Genomic DNA, 16,813 nt, shown 5'->3' with positions numbered 1-16,813 from the left:
TAGCCGTGAATAACCAGCTTGGTAGCCGTTCTTTATAGACAAATAAACATGAAAATTGATACACCAAATACCGTAGATTCACCAGCTTTAGTTCCAGAGGTAAAGAAAAAAAAGGGGAAACGTAATTGGCTCTCTTGGCTAATAGCTCTTTGCCTTTTGGGTGGAATTGGCTATGCCGTCTATTACCAAGTAACGGTTGCTCCCCGTCAAGAAGCTAGACGCCGGGTACTGACAAAGCCTGTAGAAAGGCAAAGTTTAACAATCACAGTTTCAGCGAACGGAACGATCAAACCTGAGCGGTCAATTAACCTCAGTCCGAAAAATTCTGGTATCTTGAAAAGCCTACTCGCAAAAGAAGGAGATATTGTCAAACAAGGACAGATTGTCGCCTACATGGATGATTCCAACCTACGGGGGCAACTCACCTCTGCTCAAGGACAATTGGCACAAGCCGAGGCAAATTTGCAAAAAGCGATCGCAGGTAATCGTCCTCAAGATATTGCTCAAGCACAAGGAGTATTAGACGAAGCCGAGGCGAATCTGCAAAAGGTACAAACAGGCAATCGTTCTCAAGATATTGGCCAAGCACAGGCACGCTTGCAAAGCGCTCAAGCCGCTCTTCGCCAAGCAGAAGATGATTTTATTCGGAATCAACAACTTTACAATGCAGGCGGTATTTCCCTCCAGACTCTTAACCAAAATCGTTCCAATCGCGACAGTGCCCAAGCTAATGTAAATGAAGCACAGCAAGCACTGGGTTTGCAAAAAGCCGGGTCACGTCCAGAAGACATTGAGCAAGCAAAAGCTGTAGTGAAGCAGAGACAGCAAGCTTTGGCACTGATTAAAGCCGGAACCCGCCAAGAAGATATTAACGCAGCCCGTGCCCAGGTAACATCTGCTCGTGGATCGCTGCAAAACATCCAAGCCGAAATCAATGACACAATTATTCGCGCACCCTTTGAAGGTGTAATGACAAAGAAGTATGCCGATCCAGGTGCTTTCGTGACACCCACAACTGCCAGTAGTGAAGTCGCTTCTTCTTCTTCTTCTTCAATCTTGTCTTTAGCTTCAACCAATGAAGTTGTCGCCAATTTAGCGGAAACAAATATTTCCAAAATCAGCCTTGGTCAAAAAGTCTCGATTAAAGCAGATGCCTACCCAGGAAAAACCTTTGAAGGTAAAGTGAGCCAAATTGCTGCCCAAGCAATTGTAGAGCAAAACGTTACCAGTTTTGAAGTGAGAGTATCACTTTCAGACCCTCAAAGACTACTACGGTCTGGGATGAATGCAGAAGTAGATTTTCAAGTCGGTCAAGTTGCAAATGTTCTAGTAGTACCAACGGCCTCAGTAGTGCGCCAAGAAAATGCCACAGGTGTGTTTGTGGCTGGAACAGATAACAAACCTGTGTTTACTCGCATCGAGACTGGCGTCACTGCCAATAACTTTACCGAAGTTAAATCGGGATTGACAGGAGACGAAAGGGTATTACTCAGTTTCCCCCCAGGATCGCGTCCGCAATCAACACCAAGAGGAGGAGTTTTCCCTGGTCTAGGTGGAGGTGCAGGCGGTGGCGGTGGCGGTGGCGGAAGAGGAGCAGGTGGCGGCGGAGGTCGTTCCGGCGGTGGTTCCCCTTAAAGTTAGTTTTAACAATAAAGAATTCAGGAGTCAGAATTCAGTATAAATTCAAGTTTGACTAGCGGATAAATATGTGGGTTTAATTCCTCCACTAATTGATTCTGAATTCTGCATTCTTCTTTAAATAAAACCTTATGTTTAAGATATTTAAGGGCTTTTCCAAAACTAAGAATACCCGCACAGTACCGTTGCTGGAAATCTTGACAATGGCGGCAGAGACTCTGTGGAGTAATAAATTACGCACAAGTCTAACTATGTTGGGCGTGATTATTGGGATTTCTTCAGTTATTGCCATTACTTCTGTCGGTCAAGGGGTACAAAAGGGGGTTGAGCAACAGATACAAGCATTGGGTACAGATGTTATCCAAATCTTGGCGGGTGCGGCTAGAAGTGGGAATGTCCGTCAAGGAGTCGGTTCTAGCAGTACCTTGACTTGGGAAGATGCTAAAGCGATCGCTACACAAGCGCCATCAGCACAGATGGTTTCTGCTTATCTCCAACGCAGCGCCCAAGTTGTCTATGCTGGACAGAATACTTCAACAACCATTTATGGCACAGATTTAAACTACCCAGAAGTCAGAAATACTCACCCCCAACAAGGGAGATATTTTACTCAAGAAGAACTAGATACTGCCGCACAGTTTGCCATTCTTGGCCCCACAGTTCAAAAAACACTCTTTGCACAGGGAGCCAATGTCATCGGCGAGAAAATTCGGATTCAGGGAGAGGCCTATGAAGTCATTGGGGTGATGGAAGCTAAAGGTTCTCAGGGGCCGATGGATCGAGATGACCAGATTTTCATCCCTCTAACTACTATGTCAAAGAGACTAGTTGGGAACAATGCCCTGGTAGGCGTTTCTGTAAATGGAATTTTAGTTAAAGGCGCTAATCAGGAGCAGTTAGAAGCCGCTCAGTTTCAAGTTACCAATCTCTTACGGCTGCGTCATAATATTTATCCACCACAAGCTGATGATTTTCGGCTGACTAATCAAGCTGATATTGTTAGTACCTTAACTGGTGTTGTGGGTTTGTTTACAGTAATGGTGGTAGCGATCGCTGGAATTTCTTTAGTAGTTGGTGGCATTGGTATTGCTAATATTATGCTAGTTTCCGTAGTTGAGCGGACGCGAGAAATCGGGATTCGCAAAGCTGTAGGAGCAACTAATTCAGCTATTCTCAATCAATTTTTAGCCGAAGCGATCGTGATTTCCATTGTCGGCGGATGTATTGGTATGACAGTTGGTATTTTATTAGCCTTTATAGCTTCAAGCATTTTCAAATTTCCGTTTATAATTTCTTTCTTGTCGATTATTGCTGGCTTTGGACTCTCGTTAACCGTTGGCTTAATTGCTGGCGTGATTCCAGCACGGAATGCATCTAAATTAGATCCAATTAACGCTTTACGCAGTGACTAACTTAAGAGGGCTGAGTAGTGAGTGCTGAGTAAAAACCCTATTTTTTCAAGCCTTTGAGCAATTAACACTGTCCTAACCTATGTGACTACGGCTACAAATCAACTCTCACTACTCATTACTCATTACTCATTACTCAGCACTCATCTTATGCCAACAATGATTTGGATGGAATCTATTACTAAAACCTATCACTTGGGAGAAGTTAGTGTTCCAATACTCAAGGGAATTCAACTCTCTATTGAGGAAGGGGAATACGTCTCGATTATGGGTGCGTCAGGTTCCGGTAAGTCCACGCTCATGAATATTTTGGGATGTCTAGATCGTCCCACAACTGGAGACTATATTTTTGAAGGCAGAAACCTGACGACTTTTGATGATGATGAATTAGCCTATATCCGTAATCAAAGGATTGGTTTTGTGTTCCAACAATTTAACCTCTTGGCGCGGGCGACAGCATTAGAAAACGTGATGTTACCAATGGTTTACGCTAACTTACACAAGGCAAAACGCCGAGAAAGGGCATTAGAAGCCTTAGAAAAGGTAGGATTAGGGGAACGCATAAGTAACCGTCCTAGTCAATTATCTGGCGGACAACAACAACGGGTAGCGATCGCTCGTGCTTTGGTCAACCGACCTGCATTAGTTTTGGCAGATGAGCCAACAGGAGCTTTAGATACTGAAACTTCCCATGAGGTAATGAGCTTGTTGACTGAACTTAATGACCAGGGAATCACCATTGTGATTGTCACTCATGAGCCAGATATTGCTGCTCAAACCAGAAGGATTATCCGAGTTCAGGATGGTTTGATTGTCGGCTAATTTGTTAATATCAACCATCTGAGGGGAGATTTACAATTCAAAATTATGTAGATTAATCAGAATGAAAACTTTGATTTTATCCTCAAAGAAACCCAATTAATGACTACATCTAGATTATGAATTTCAGCTTGTTTTTCGTGCATTCTACCTGGATTAGTGTCGCGTTAGCTGTAGCCTTGCCGTCAAGTATCGCTATTCTTTTTCTAAATCCAGCGAGTGCCACAACTCCCCCAAAACCGCAGAATCCCTCAAGTTCTGTACAGGTTCCTGATTACCTCAACCCTAATCCCAATCCTCTCCAATTTCCTACCAAACCGGAGGAAGTAAAGATTCAGGGAACTGTGCCAATCACTTTGGCACAAGCTTTGGAACTAGCACGACGCAACAATCGAGACTTACAGGTAGCCATATTACAGCTAGAACGCAGTCGTTCATCTCTACGCGAGTCTCAAGCTGCCTTATTTCCTACTCTGGGAATCAATAGTAGTCTAACCAACAGTGGTAATGGCTTTGTTAGCAATTCATCTCAACCCAGCACCTCTTTCAATGGTTCAGCACAACTGAACTATAATGCTTATAGTTCCGGGAATCGAGAGGCAAGTATCCGAGCAGCTGAAGAACAACTACGTGTGGATGAACTGAATGTTGAAAGTCAGTTTCTCACAATTAGCTTGAATGCCACCACTCAATACTACGATTTGCAACAAGCCGATGAAGAAGTAAGAATTAATCGGTCTGCTGTGCAAAATGCCCAGGCTAGTTTGCGGGATACTCAAGCTCGACTAAGTGCTGGAGTAGGTACGCAATTTGATGTGCTGCAAGCTCAGGTGAATTTAGCAAATGCCCAACAAGTTCTGACTAATGCTATCTCACAGCAGCGAATTGCCCGTCGTCAGCTTGCCACTTTGTTAAGTTTGTCGCAGTCAGTTGATATCACTGCCGCCGATCCCGTAGAATTATCGGGTCTTTGGTCGGAGACAGTAGAACAAAGTATTGTCCAAGCCTTTCAAAATCGTCCAGAATTACAACAGTTTTTAGCACAACGTAATATTTACGAGCAACAGCGAAGACAGGCACTTTCACAGCTAGGGCCACAGATTAGTTTGGCCGGCAGCTACAACGTGCTAGATCGGTATAACGATGGCGTCAGCATTACTGATGGGTATTCCGCAGCAATTCAAGGAAATCTAACTTTGTTTGATGGGGGTGCAGCAAGAGCGCGTGCGGCTCAATCGAGAGCTAATATTGCGATCGCAGAGACTCAATTTGCTACCCAGCGCGACCAAATTCGCTTTGATGTAGAACAGTACTACTCTCAATTGCAATCCAGTTTAGATAATGTGCAAACTTCTAGTGTGGCTTTAAATCAAGCTAGAGAAGCTCTGAATTTAGCAAGACTGAGGTTTCAAGCTGGTGTAGGCACTCAAACAGAGGTAATCTCTGCTGAAAATGACCTGACAAGAGCAGAAGGTAATCGAGTCACAGCTATTTTGGATTACAATCGCGCTTTAGCTAATTTGCAAAAATCAGTCACTTCCAGAGCTTCGCGTTAAGTTCAAATCACTATACATCTGGTGAAAGTAAATATGCTTTATCCAAAACCTTTGTAGAGACGTAGCAGTGCTACGTCTCTACATTCTTTTTTACTCAGCACTCAGCACTTTTATGGCACTGTAATAACTGCTACTGGGCAATGGGCTTTACTTAAAATTGCATCGACTCTATGACCGAAGAAAACGCGACCTGTAACCATGCGGATGTTACTTCCGAGAATAATTAGGTCAACTTCCTGGGTTTGGGCAAACTTGAGAATTTCCTTTTCTGGGCTGGTTCCTTGAAGAATGTAAGTTTTAACATCAGCACCCAGATTACGGCTAATTGCTGCTTGCTGTTCGAGCATATCGTGAGCAATTTCCTTGACTGGAGCTAGCGATCGCTGTTCATAAAGAATATACTCAACCTGTGGTAAATTAATCACGTTAACAATCATCACTAATGCCCCAGTTTGAGCTGCGATCGTGCTTGCCATCTCTACGGCATTTTTGCTATATTCTGTCCCCACCGTTGGCACCAGAATTTTTTTCAGTTGTTGTTGAGGGATTTTGCATATCTCGCCTTTAGGTTGGGGTAAGTGCGACTTCACCACCATCGTTGCACAAGGCGCTTCTTGTACAACCCGGTCAACAAGCAAATTAAATAATGCTTTCTGGGGGCTTATCTGTTCAGAAGCTCCCAATACAATTAAGTCATAATTTTTGTTTGCTTCATTCAGAATTACCTCCGCTTTATTACGCCCAGACTCCGTTTTTGTTTGCAGGGTGGTATCCGCTGGGAGCTGCATTTCCTCAGTAACAGCAGCTAGAGCAAGGTCTGCGGCGGTATCTTTAACCTGGGTTGCCTCCGTCCGGCGCGCTCTGCTTTGAGGTTGCTTATCACTCAGGGCATATAGAGAGGTAACTTCTATCGAGTTTTGGTGAGCCATGTAACCGACTAATTGCGCCGCCAGTTGGATGTTGGGGCCACCACTAGTAGGTATTAAGACACGCTGAATCTGTTTGATAAAGCTGCGGCTATCTTGTTCTTCTTGTTCTAAACGTCGAGCTTCCTCTTCACCCATAACTACTTTTGACAAAGACCAACGCAAAAGGGGCGGAGCCATTAGGGAAGTGACGATCGCTACCATAACAATAATCGAGTACATTTGGGGATTCAGCACTCCCAAAGATAAACCAATGGTAGCAACGACAATTTCCATCGCCCCGCGAGCATTCATCCCGGAACCCATCGCCAAACCTTCCCAATGACTCAAGCCACCGACACGAGAACCGATGTAAGCACCTGTAAATTTGCCAACACAGGCGACAGCGAGAACAATCAAGCCAAATATCAATGTTTGGGGGACTAACAAGGTTAGCAAGTTAACTTTTAAGCCAGCTGAGGCAAAGAAAATTGGCGCTAAAAAGGCTGCTGTGAAGACTTCTAGCATGTGTCCGGCTTCATTGCTAAAGCGGCGAGATTGACCTGCGAGAATCCCTAGTACGAAAGCACCTAATGCTGCTTCTAAACCTAATGCATGGGTAAGTGCTGCGGCTGAGAGCGAAAGAATCAACACAACCGAGATACTAGCGGCGATGCCACCAACGTAGTCATCAACCCAGCGTAAAATCTGATCTACAATAGTACGCCCGATTGTAAAGGCGATCGCTAGAAACAATATAGCCGCGCTCACAGAATGAAAAATTGTCCCAAAGTCAAATTTGCCGCTACTAGCTAGACCTGAAACCACAGAAAGTAAAATCCAGCCGATGGTGTCGTCAGTCATCCCCGCAGCTAAGGTAATTTGACCAATGTCACGACGAATCAGGTTTAAGTCCATCAGCACCTTTGCAATCACTGGTACTGCTGAAATACTCATTGCTGTGGCGATAAATAGACTAAATACCAATCGCTTTTCTGGGTCGGCTAAAAAACTATCTGGTAATAGCCACCCCAGTCCAAATCCGGTGATAAAGGGGATAATAATTCCGCCCAGCGAGATGAGTAGAGCCGTTTTACCTTTACGAAGAATCAGCTTGAGATCCGTTTCCAACCCAGTTACAATCAGCAAAAATAACACACCTAACCAAGAAATCACCGAAAGTAAATTAGATTGTTCTTGACTTTTGGGAAAGATTTGTGCTTGTAAATCTGGAAGGAGCAAACCAAATAGAGAAGGCCCAAGCAACACACCTGCGAGTAATTCTCCAACAACAGGCGGTAGGTTAATCCGGCGCATCAACTCACCTAATCCCCGCGCTACCAGAAGCAACAGTGACAGTTGTACTAGCACTAACAGCAACTCATGATGACCGAGAGGTTTAATCACACCGTCACCTACTACTTTCTGTGCAGCGAGTACAGGCACTAATATCAGGGACAGGTTTTGCATAATGTCCAAAGGTTGATTTAAAGGGGTTGTTTAAGTAAATCCTGAAAATGTTTACTTTTACATCGGCCTATGAGATTAAACTGTCATTGCCTTTAGATATCTAGTAAAAATGATGTAGGTATAATCTATGAATTGTGCTTACGAATAATTTCGGGCAACCCATAATTAATTTCTGGAGATGGGTATGTATTAACGGCAAGATGATCTGTGCGATCGCCCGAAGTTATCAAAAGTAAATTTTTGGTCATCAACTTATTTTCTGGCGCGAACAAAAAGCTTTGTAGTGTCTATCCAAATACCTCGATCGGTTGCTAGTTTCTCAATTTCTGCTTGATATTCAACTTGCAACTGATTTAATTGCTCTGGTGATAATGTTGACAACAAAGGATTACCTTTAAAATTTATCTTAATTACTGTCTCAGATAATCTGCTATCCCTAAGCTGGCGATAACGTCCTGATGGCTCAATCTTAATTTCGATATCTCTAAAACCTGCCTGATTGAGTAAATTTCGACATTTTTCTGGAGTTCCAAGTGGTTCAAGGATGTGTGGTAATGACACGCCCAAAACTCTAGCGCAAATCCTCTGTTGAAGAGATGCTATTAAAGCAGTTTCGGGAGGACAGGTAAATGCTACATACCCTCCTGTTTTCAAGTAGCCGTACCACTTTTGCAAAGTAGCAAGGATATCAGGAAAAAGTACAATGGCTTCACAGCAAAAGACAGCATCAAAACTACTATCACTAAAGTTTAAATATTCTGCATCCGCTTCAATCAATTCAATATTTTGTAATTTCGCTGCGGCAATCTTTTGTCTTGCTTGCTGCAACATTCCAGGGGTCATGTCAATTCCAATTACGTAGCCCTCTGAACCAACTTTTTCAGATGCGGGTATCGCAAGTAAACCTGTTCCAGTTGCCACATCAAGAATTTTTTGTCCCGAATGTAGTGGAACAAATTCAAGTAAAATTTTGGCTTCTAGAGGATGGCGAGTACCTTCCTCATGGTCATAAGTTGTTCTACTACCATAGAATTCTTTTAGTTGCTGCTTATAATTATCTAGATCAGTCATAACCAAATGTTAAATTTTCTCCACTTTATAGTAACTCTTATTGTGATATTGAGTTGCTGGCTGCTGAATCCAACTTTGACAGCACAAGCCGCGACTTCATCCACCACTGTTTACGAACAACGGATAATCCACAGTCCAGATGGTATCGGCAAATATTACATGGGGCGCGAAATCGCCAAAGTGATGGGATACACCGGCGCTGGCTGGCTAGAACGTCCCAGCCGAGAGGGAGAGGAACAGCCAAGTAAAGTAGTTAACGCCCTCAATCTGAAATCTAATGATGTAGTGGCAGATATTGGCGCTGGAACAGGTTACTTAAGCTTTCGCATCGCGCCGTTATTAACAACAGGTAAGGTATTGGCTGTAGATGTTCAGCCAGAAATGTTAGAAATCATTGATTTGTTCAAAAAAGAGAAAAATATCTCCAATGTTGAGCCTGTTTTAGCAACCCTTCGCGACCCAAACTTACCATCTGAAAGTATCGATTTGGCATTGATGGTGGATGCTTACCATGAACTTGAGTATCCCCTAGAAGTGATGCAAGGAATTGTGAAAGCACTTAAACCAGGTGGTCGAGTAGTTTTGGTTGAGTATCGGGGTGAAAATCCCTTTATTATGATTAAAGGTCTGCATAAGATGACTCAAAAGCAAGTCCGTAAAGAAATGCAAGCTGTTGGTTTGGTTTGGCGGGAAACTAAAAACTTGTTACCTCAACAGCATTTAATGGTGTTTGAGAAACCTGATTCTAGCGATTTATTGACAAAATAAAGCTTGGGCGGTGTATCTGTAGAAAAATATAATAAAGTAAGACTCCTTGCCAGAGCAGAAAATCATGGTTAACCTATCACTCAAGCAACGAATTCCTCCTTTAGAAAATGGCGATCGCCTCACTCGCTACGAATTTGAACGACGCTATCAAGCAATGCCCCGTCATCAAAAGGCAGAATTAATTGAAGGAGTTGTATACTTGGCATCCCCATTACGCTTTGAAAGTCATGCTGAACCACACGGTCATGTAATAGGTTGGTTGTGGACTTACCAAATTGCCACTCCTGGTGTGAGATTGGGAATTGAGCCAACAGTCCGCTTAGATCGAGACAATGAACCGCAACCAGATGGGGTGCTATTAATTACACCAGCATCTCAAGGACAATCTCGTTTGAGTGATGATGATTACATCGAAGGTGCGCCAGAACTTGTAATAGAGATAGCAGCTAGCAGTGTTGCTATTGATTTACATGACAAGAAAAAAGTTTATGGTCGTAATGGGGTAAAAGAATATATTGTTTGGCAAATATTTGAAAATAAATTAGATTGGTTTCGCCTGCAACAAGGAGAATATGTATCCTTAGAAGTGGACGCAGATGGAATTATCAAAAGTCAAGTATTTCCTGGTTTGTGGTTGTCAATGTCTGATTTACTTGCTGGCAATATGCCGCAAGTATTGGCTACGTTGCAGTTAGGATTAAATTCGCCAGAACATCAAATATTTGTGCAGCAGTTATCTGAGCAAGGAAGATAGTTAGTTAGAGGATGTTTTAAAAGTCATCTGCTCGGTAGCAAAACGTTTTAGATCCCCCTAAATCCCCCTTAAAAAGGGGGACTTTTAGAGACTTTGCCCCCCTTTTTAAGGGGGGTTGGGGGAATCTAAAAGTGCCTAAAATTACAGCCACCCACTTTTAAAACATCCTCTTAGAATGGGCTACGCCCTGCTGCGCTAACAGAAGTTAGGGAAATATTTGATGATTATTTTGACATTAGTCTATTTTTTGGGGAATGAGACTAGCGCTTTTGGTTGCACTATCCCAAACAATCCAGCTAAGAGAATTATCTAAATCATCGGGGCTATTTGAAACTTTAAAATAGAGCTTTTCTGCACGTTTTCTTTCAATAGCAAAGTCGGCATTTTGAGCATAAACAATTATAAAACCTTTGTCTCGCAAACAATACATCGCCCAAGCTTTCAATGATTGCTTGTATGGATCGTGTGGAATTGGCGGTTTTACGATCGCGTCTTCAATTACTTGAAATATTTGCGTGAGGTTTGCGGTCATAGTAGATACTTTTGTGATTACCCCTAATTTAACTAGCTTCTGGGTCGCAACGAATTTCAATCATAAAGCCATCTGGATCGTAAAAATACACTCCTCTACCAGTGGGACGAGTGACTGGGCCGTGTGCGATCGCTATTTTATTTTCTCTGATTACTGTCACCGCGCGATCAAATAACTGCGGATCGATGTCAAAAGCCAGATGGTAGGCTCTGGTGAAGGTCTTTTCTGGGTCTGGGTTTGGTGGTGTTAAATCGGGTTCCCCAAATAAATCGAGGATTGTACCATCTGGAGTGATGAAGTTGGCTACTTTCCCAGATGTGACGAGTTCTACAAGAGTTGCAGGTACTTCGTCGCCTGTGAGTTCGTGCAAACCGAGAATTGTACCATAAAAGTAGCGGGAAGCCTGCATATCCTGGACGTTGAGAGCAATATGATGTACTTTACGCAGATTTCCTGGCGCAAGGACATTGTTTAGGGATTGGATGCTGGATAGCATAGTAGAACAAAATCTCTTTACTAGGATAGAAGTTGAACTATTTTCTTAAAGCTTACTATTTATAATAAAAACCTATCATGGCTTTTGATTATTCTTTAGACTTTAAAGTTATTGATTTTCGCCTACATCCTGAACTCTATCGTGTTGGCAAGGGTGAGCAGGGTGTACTTTTGGTTGAACCATACAAATCAGAAATTCTTCCTTACTGGCGGTTCAAAACTCCTGAGATTGCTAGAGAGTCGAGTGAAAAAATTTATGAGATGTTTCTTGATTATTTAGATAAAGATGATTTTGTTGGTGCTGATATGGCACGGAAGTTTATCCAAATGGGTTATACTCGCTCTCGCCGTTATGCTAATCATAAAAGTGGCAGGAAGTATAAACAAAATTCGGAAACTTCAGATGCCAAAAAAGAAATTCTTCCTTATGAAGTAGACCCCGTGAAAGCGGAATCAGCAGCAATATTTAAAGCTAAGTGGTTAGAAGCAAAGACAAATGAGAAATATCAAGAGCTTTTAGCCAAACATAAGCAGATGTATGACAATATCTCACCTTTGTAAATAAATATACCTGGCGGTTAGAAATCGCGTCTACACAAACCAAGTCCGCCTGCGCGGACTCAAAAATTTGAAACTCAGGTTGGTGGGTTTTGTCTGTATCGCCGCAAAGTTCATTCGCTAGAGCGAGTATCTGAGATGGATGAACGGAGTTCTGATGTGGATGAACGGAGTTCTGATGTGGATGAACGGAGTTCTGAGGTGGATGAACGGAGTTCTGAGGTGGATGAACGGAGTTCTGATGTGGATGAACGGAGTTCTGATGTGGATGAACGGAGTTCTGAGGTGGATGAACGGAGTTCTGAGGTGGATGAACGGAGTTCTGATGTGGATGAATGGAGTTCTGATGTGGATGAATGGAGTTCTGAACTTCGTCTATGAGTCTTTGAACTCCGTGAACGTGGTGTTATTGCCAATTAATTTAAGAGTAACGCGATCGCATTTCTCCTTCACCAAGCCGACAAAAATCATTTAGAACCCCGACTTCTTCAAGAAGTTGGGGTTCTGGATAGCAACAAATTACTGCATGAACTTTTGCATTATTCTTTCGCAAACCCAATCAATCATCAGTTGCATCGTCAATCATTTCTGGTACTAAAGCTGGGTTACTTTTACGTTCTTCTGGTGATTGCTCCCGGATAACATCGTCGATTCTCCGAGGGTGTTTGATTTTGTCCAGTACCTCTGGACTTAATTGTAATGCCTCACCTTCTGGATTCGACTTTTCAGCTTGATTAGGAACTGTTTCTTTATTCATCACTATTTCCCCAAACTTATAAGCCAAGCTTAAGTTTTTTGTGGTGAGGTACACACTATCTTGAGACTTAATTTCAGATAGTGGTAGGTAAGAAATGCCTCACCCAACAACCCATCGTACTCTTACGGAAAAGCAAGCTACGGGTAGCGTCTCGCAAAAGAAACATCGCGCTTTGGAGATTAAAGATTCAGCAACGCAACAAAAACAGGGTTGATCGCATCTCCCCTTATCCACTCATTGAAACTTGACTGCGGTCAAACAACCACCCATCGCCGACTATTTCCTCTAGGCGTTGATTGAGTCGAGGGAAGAAATATTCTGGATCATTGAGCCGCTGTTGGGCAAACCAAGCATCAAACGCTTCCTGTGTATCGATTCCTTGGGTACTCGCCGCTTCTGATATAATCTCAAAACTACGCTCTTGGAGTTCGGCTAACTGAGAATGAACTTGACCTCGGCGGTTGCAGCATAACATTGCGGTTGTCCCTAGCAAAGCTTCTAGTTCATCGCCTTGAGGAACTCTATTATATAAAGCATGGATTAACAGAATGGTATCTGCTAAGGGGGCTTGAATCCTGAGCGTCAACCAGATTGCTTGAGCTAAATAAACCAAACCGTTGCTTTCATCTGTTACACCTAAGTTATTCAGAACTCTCACTAAAACAACATAGGCATGAACCCGTCCTAGTGCCAAAGCAGCTTTCAGATTTAGTTTTAATTGCCTAGCTTTATCTCCAGTTTCACCCACCCAATAAGCCATGTTTGCCAGAGTAGTGGCTTTGTTTTTGACATCGCCAATCTGCTCAGATATTTCCAAGGATTGCTCGTAGAGTGTGATCGCTCTTGCTATGTTTCCTTGTTGGGCAATTACCTGTGCCATGTTGTTGAGGGTAGCGGCTCTGCCTTTGACATCACCAACTTGCTCAGATATTTCCAAGTCTTGTTCGTAGAGTGCGATCGCCCTTGCTATGTCCCCTTGTTGGGCGATTACCTGTGCCATATTACCCAGGATAGTGGCTTTGCCTTTAACATCGCCAATCTGCTCAAATATTTCCAAGGATTGCTCGTAGAGTGCGATTGCTCTTGCTATGTCCCCTTGTTGGGCGATTACCTGTGCCATGTTGTTGAAGGTAGCAGCTTTACCTTTGACATCACCAATCTGCTCTTTTATTTCTAAGGATTGCTCGTAGAGTGCGATCGCTCTTGCTATGTTCCCTTGGTCAGCGATTACCCCTGCTATGTCGCTCAAGACAGTGGCTTTACCTTTGACATCACCAATCTGTTCAATTATTTCTAAGGATTGCTCGTAGAGTGCGATCGCTCTTGCTATGTCCCCTTGGTCGGCGATTACCCCTGCCATTTTGTCGAGGGTAGCGGCTTTTTCTTGCAATTTCTCTTCAGGGCAAAGGTCTAAAGCTTGCTGATAATGAGCAACAGCCTCTTGCACAAAACCCAAAACACGTTCGGCAGAAGCGAGTTCTCTCAAGATGAGGTAGTCTTGATAAACTTGTAGGATTTGCTTACATAGCTCTAAAGCTTCCACAAAGCGGGAATTGTTCACCCAACGGTTTGCAATCTTATACCCAATGGTGACAGCAATTCCTTGCTCTTTTGCGAGTAGTCCCAAACGTACAATTTCCAGTCCTTCTGCTTCCGTTTTTTGGTCAGTCTGCTCCCACCAAATTTTATAGACTTCCCTTACCGCTTGCTGTCGCGCTGCTTGCCATTCTTCCTCACTCAACACTGTTTCTAGCAACGATTCTAAAATTGTCGTCACCCGATAATTAGCTGATTGGTTGGCGTGAGTCGTGGCAGACTCAACTAGACTCAGGCTGACAAGCTTGCCCACAACCGCCAGGAAATCAATTTCCTGGCTCATAGCCGAAGTCCGCTCAAGCGGACTAGAAATTCCCTCCCCTAAATCCTCAGCCCTCTTCAGAGGACTTTCGCTATTAGTCGGGGACTTCGAGTCCCCGGCGGGAGAAATTGCCCTGATAATCTCCTCTGTCACTGGCAAGTGAAACACACTCAATCGTGCGAGAAACTTTTGTTCTTCCGGTTCCAAAGCAGCCAGTAGAGTTTGCGCCAAGATATCTTCGCGGAATTTTTGCTCAGTCGCCTCCAGCCGATTGAGTAATTCATCCGTCGCTATTCCTGGTTGCTGAATCACCTCTAACAACCACTTCAGCAAGCGGGGATTACCATCGGCAATGTGAATAATCCTCTGAGTTCTTAACTGCTGCTTAACTTTTTTATCTAAAGAAAAGCAGATTTTATCAATATCACTGCTACTCATCCCTGCCAAAGATTCCAAGTGCAGGCGATGATCTTCTGGCAAAGTATCTGCTTTCAAATAGCGACAGGTGACAATCAGCCGACTTTCTGCGCCGGTTTCTGCCAATGCTGCACAAATCGCCCCTAAAATTTTGTAAGCATCTGTCGTCATCCGCAGTGAGCCATCTTTAATGTTAGGTTTAGGGATGTTTTGCTCAAAATCATCCAGTACTAACAGCAAGGGTTGGTCAATTTTTTCTATTGCTTCAAAAAAGTTTTGCAACCGCCCTTCTAGAGACACCTTTGGTTCATTCAAAAGTGCGGGCACATCTGCAAATCGCTGATATTTATCAGAAAGTTTGTTGAGCAAACCTATCTCATCCAGAGGGCCAATCAACACGACTCGCACAAAATTAGGACGCTGCGCCTGCACCCGCGTACATAACCGCGCCGCCAGGGTACTCTTGCCTAGTCCGCCCATCCCGGCAATAAACACACCGACTATTTGGTTGTTGGTTTCCCGCAAAGCTTTGAGACACCGTTGTAAAGGTCGCCTGCGTCCGACAAATTCAAACCGACTGGCAACTTTAACTTGCTTATTCTCATCAAGAAATTCTTGCTCTGGCGCTGCGAACTTCAGCTTTTCCCGATTTTTTGTGTTCAGTGGTGTCACCAGTTGCTTAATGGGGCGCGTATCTCGATACATCCGCAACAGATGCCAGTCGGGGCATATTTCCTCAATCATCTTCTGCTGTGCCGCTTTGACAGCCTGTTCAACAGTTGCCCCCGTCGCCAAAGCTAGATAAAGTGCCTGTGCTGCTACAATACCCGTGCGGTCATACACCGGACGCGCCCAGCCTAAAACTATACCCGCCCCCGCTTTCACCAATGCCTGCGCCATCGAGGGTACTGTCCCCTTGTTAGAAACCTGTCCTGTATGACAACCAGAGAGAAAAGTTACCCGCGGCCAGCGGCCGCTAAAGGCTTCAGCTAAATTCTTGACGGTAGTCAGTTGGATATTCCCCACTTCATCTTCAGTGATGAAGCAAGGTGTATTGTCTCGTAATGCTGTACCTTTTGGCATCAAATAGCCGTAATCTTTGTGGGTGTAAATTATCCCGTGTCCGGTGAGGTGAAAGATATCAAAATAGTCTTCTGAGTAGGATTGCACCAAATTGCTTAACTCTGCAACCGAGCCACTTTCCTCAACAATCAACGCCAATGGCTGATTTTCAGTTGCTTGCAAAATGTTCGCTTCTTCCCGCTCAAACCCTAATGGCGCAACTATCGGATCTTCAGGAGAAGTCGCCATGAACAGCAACCGCAAGGGGCGATTTTGCACGTCAATTAATGGGGTTTGACGCTGCTGCACAGAACGCACTGGTAAGACGGAAATATTTTGACGTTGCAGTAAAAACCCAATGCCATCATGCAGCAACTCCCAAGGCAAATGCGCCAATCCCAAGGCTACCCGTTCTGTTTCTGGGTTCAACCCCTGCGCTTCGCTGGTTTTAATCAAATCTAGAAGAATTGTTTGCTCATCCGCCTCATCCAGCGCCCTTCTCAGCCATCCTTCTTTACCATCCAGCCATCGATAAAGTTGCTGTCCCAACTGGGTGAGATCGGGTAGGCGATCTTCATCTTGAGCATAATAATTTTGCTCACACAAATCAATGAGTGCTGCCAACTCAGTTTTATCTAGGCGACGTGAGCCATAATCACAGCGCAGTTCAAAAGTTTGCTGTTGACTAAGGGCGAAGGTGAAGTTTAGGGGCATGGCTGACAGCAGTGGTTTGCACAGTAACCT

The 16,813-nt window shown here is 43.8% G+C and carries 15 protein-coding genes; 8 read left to right on the top strand and 7 right to left on the bottom strand.

The features are described from left to right. Window positions 1-48 precede the first annotated feature (48 nt). From HWQ39_RS17765 to HWQ39_RS17750, 4 genes are all read left to right on the top strand, one after another. Window positions 49-1,635, top strand: coding sequence for an efflux RND transporter periplasmic adaptor subunit (locus HWQ39_RS17765; RefSeq protein ID WP_292847706.1), 1,587 nt, complete (start codon window positions 49-51; stop codon window positions 1,633-1,635). A 134-nt stretch (window positions 1,636-1,769) separates the two neighbouring features. Next, window positions 1,770-3,050 (top strand): ABC transporter permease, encoded by a 1,281-nt coding sequence (locus tag HWQ39_RS17760; RefSeq protein ID WP_292847703.1) that lies wholly within the window; start codon window positions 1,770-1,772, stop codon window positions 3,048-3,050. A 147-nt stretch (window positions 3,051-3,197) separates the two neighbouring features. Continuing rightward, the gene (locus HWQ39_RS17755; RefSeq protein ID WP_292847700.1) at window positions 3,198-3,869 is read left to right on the top strand and encodes an ABC transporter ATP-binding protein; all 672 of its coding nucleotides are present in this window, start codon (window positions 3,198-3,200) and stop codon (window positions 3,867-3,869) included. Between the two features lie 116 nt (window positions 3,870-3,985). Further along, window positions 3,986-5,422, top strand: coding sequence for a TolC family protein (locus tag HWQ39_RS17750; protein WP_292847697.1), 1,437 nt, complete (start codon window positions 3,986-3,988; stop codon window positions 5,420-5,422). Window positions 5,423-5,532: 110 nt separating this feature from the next. Here the strand turns inward: HWQ39_RS17750 and HWQ39_RS17745 are convergent, their stop codons facing one another. From HWQ39_RS17745 to HWQ39_RS17735, 3 genes are all read right to left on the bottom strand, one after another. Continuing rightward, window positions 5,533-7,797, bottom strand: a complete 2,265-nt coding sequence (locus HWQ39_RS17745; RefSeq protein ID WP_292847694.1) for a cation:proton antiporter — start codon at window positions 7,795-7,797, stop codon at window positions 5,533-5,535. Window positions 7,798-7,922: 125 nt separating this feature from the next. After that, window positions 7,923-8,045: a hypothetical protein gene (locus HWQ39_RS17740; protein WP_292847692.1), complete on the bottom strand. Its 123-nt coding sequence runs from the start codon at window positions 8,043-8,045 to the stop codon at window positions 7,923-7,925. Between the two features lie 4 nt (window positions 8,046-8,049). Next, the gene (locus tag HWQ39_RS17735; protein WP_292847689.1) at window positions 8,050-8,868 is read right to left on the bottom strand and encodes a methyltransferase domain-containing protein; all 819 of its coding nucleotides are present in this window, start codon (window positions 8,866-8,868) and stop codon (window positions 8,050-8,052) included. A gap of 6 nt (window positions 8,869-8,874) precedes the next feature. Here HWQ39_RS17735 and HWQ39_RS17730 point away from each other — a divergent pair, with 6 nt between their 5' ends. Beyond that, on the top strand, window positions 8,875-9,636 hold the full coding sequence (locus HWQ39_RS17730; RefSeq protein WP_292847686.1) for a class I SAM-dependent methyltransferase: 762 nt from the start codon (window positions 8,875-8,877) through the stop codon (window positions 9,634-9,636). Between the two features lie 64 nt (window positions 9,637-9,700). Beyond that, window positions 9,701-10,390, top strand: a complete 690-nt coding sequence (locus HWQ39_RS17725) for a Uma2 family endonuclease (RefSeq protein ID WP_292847683.1) — start codon at window positions 9,701-9,703, stop codon at window positions 10,388-10,390. Window positions 10,391-10,625: 235 nt separating this feature from the next. Here the strand turns inward: HWQ39_RS17725 and HWQ39_RS17720 are convergent, their stop codons facing one another. Beyond that, complete coding sequence (locus tag HWQ39_RS17720; protein WP_292847680.1) at window positions 10,626-10,922, bottom strand: hypothetical protein; 297 nt, start codon at window positions 10,920-10,922, stop codon at window positions 10,626-10,628. Window positions 10,923-10,950: 28 nt separating this feature from the next. Next, a complete protein-coding gene (locus HWQ39_RS17715) occupies window positions 10,951-11,418 on the bottom strand; it encodes a VOC family protein (protein WP_292847677.1) in 468 nt (155 codons plus the stop codon). Window positions 11,419-11,495: 77 nt separating this feature from the next. On the opposite strand from HWQ39_RS17715, the gene HWQ39_RS17710 reads away from it, so the two are divergent. Next, complete coding sequence (locus HWQ39_RS17710; protein ID WP_292847674.1) at window positions 11,496-11,978, top strand: DUF4385 domain-containing protein; 483 nt, start codon at window positions 11,496-11,498, stop codon at window positions 11,976-11,978. 135 nt (window positions 11,979-12,113) lie between these two features. After that, window positions 12,114-12,356, top strand: a complete 243-nt coding sequence (locus HWQ39_RS17705) for a hypothetical protein (protein ID WP_292847671.1) — start codon at window positions 12,114-12,116, stop codon at window positions 12,354-12,356. 178 nt (window positions 12,357-12,534) lie between these two features. On the opposite strand, the gene HWQ39_RS17700 is transcribed toward HWQ39_RS17705, so the two are convergent. Together HWQ39_RS17700 and HWQ39_RS17695 are read right to left on the bottom strand one after the other, a co-directional pair. Then, the gene (locus HWQ39_RS17700) at window positions 12,535-12,732 is read right to left on the bottom strand and encodes a hypothetical protein (RefSeq protein WP_292847668.1); all 198 of its coding nucleotides are present in this window, start codon (window positions 12,730-12,732) and stop codon (window positions 12,535-12,537) included. Between the two features lie 226 nt (window positions 12,733-12,958). Next, window positions 12,959-16,783: a tetratricopeptide repeat protein gene (locus HWQ39_RS17695; RefSeq protein WP_292847665.1), complete on the bottom strand. Its 3,825-nt coding sequence runs from the start codon at window positions 16,781-16,783 to the stop codon at window positions 12,959-12,961. Window positions 16,784-16,813: the final 30 nt, after the last annotated feature.

It is taken from the genome of Nostoc sp. NMS8 (genome assembly GCF_017115045.1).
Classification (GTDB): domain Bacteria; phylum Cyanobacteriota; class Cyanobacteriia; order Cyanobacteriales; family Nostocaceae; genus Nostoc.
Note: the sequence above shows the minus strand (reverse complement) of the source record. Positions and strands in the feature narration are given on the sequence as shown.

Excerpts from the sequence above, each read along its gene's own strand:
- HWQ39_RS17765 (WP_292847706.1), top strand. The coding sequence starts at position 49 with ATGAAAATTGATACACCAAATACCGTAGATTCACCAGCTTTAGTTCCA.
- HWQ39_RS17760 (WP_292847703.1), top strand. The coding sequence starts at position 1,770 with ATGTTTAAGATATTTAAGGGCTTTTCCAAAACTAAGAATACCCGCACA.
- HWQ39_RS17755 (WP_292847700.1), top strand. The coding sequence starts at position 3,198 with ATGCCAACAATGATTTGGATGGAATCTATTACTAAAACCTATCACTTG.
- HWQ39_RS17750 (WP_292847697.1), top strand. The coding sequence starts at position 3,986 with ATGAATTTCAGCTTGTTTTTCGTGCATTCTACCTGGATTAGTGTCGCG.
- HWQ39_RS17745 (WP_292847694.1), bottom strand. The coding sequence starts at position 7,797 with ATGCAAAACCTGTCCCTGATATTAGTGCCTGTACTCGCTGCACAGAAA.
- HWQ39_RS17740 (WP_292847692.1), bottom strand. The coding sequence starts at position 8,045 with ATGACCAAAAATTTACTTTTGATAACTTCGGGCGATCGCACAGATCAT.
- HWQ39_RS17735 (WP_292847689.1), bottom strand. The coding sequence starts at position 8,868 with ATGACTGATCTAGATAATTATAAGCAGCAACTAAAAGAATTCTATGGT.
- HWQ39_RS17730 (WP_292847686.1), top strand. The coding sequence starts at position 8,875 with ATGTTAAATTTTCTCCACTTTATAGTAACTCTTATTGTGATATTGAGT.
- HWQ39_RS17725 (WP_292847683.1), top strand. The coding sequence starts at position 9,701 with ATGGTTAACCTATCACTCAAGCAACGAATTCCTCCTTTAGAAAATGGC.
- HWQ39_RS17720 (WP_292847680.1), bottom strand. The coding sequence starts at position 10,922 with ATGACCGCAAACCTCACGCAAATATTTCAAGTAATTGAAGACGCGATC.
- HWQ39_RS17715 (WP_292847677.1), bottom strand. The coding sequence starts at position 11,418 with ATGCTATCCAGCATCCAATCCCTAAACAATGTCCTTGCGCCAGGAAAT.
- HWQ39_RS17710 (WP_292847674.1), top strand. The coding sequence starts at position 11,496 with ATGGCTTTTGATTATTCTTTAGACTTTAAAGTTATTGATTTTCGCCTA.
- HWQ39_RS17705 (WP_292847671.1), top strand. The coding sequence starts at position 12,114 with ATGGATGAACGGAGTTCTGATGTGGATGAACGGAGTTCTGATGTGGAT.
- HWQ39_RS17700 (WP_292847668.1), bottom strand. The coding sequence starts at position 12,732 with ATGAATAAAGAAACAGTTCCTAATCAAGCTGAAAAGTCGAATCCAGAA.
- HWQ39_RS17695 (WP_292847665.1), bottom strand. The coding sequence starts at position 16,783 with ATGCCCCTAAACTTCACCTTCGCCCTTAGTCAACAGCAAACTTTTGAA.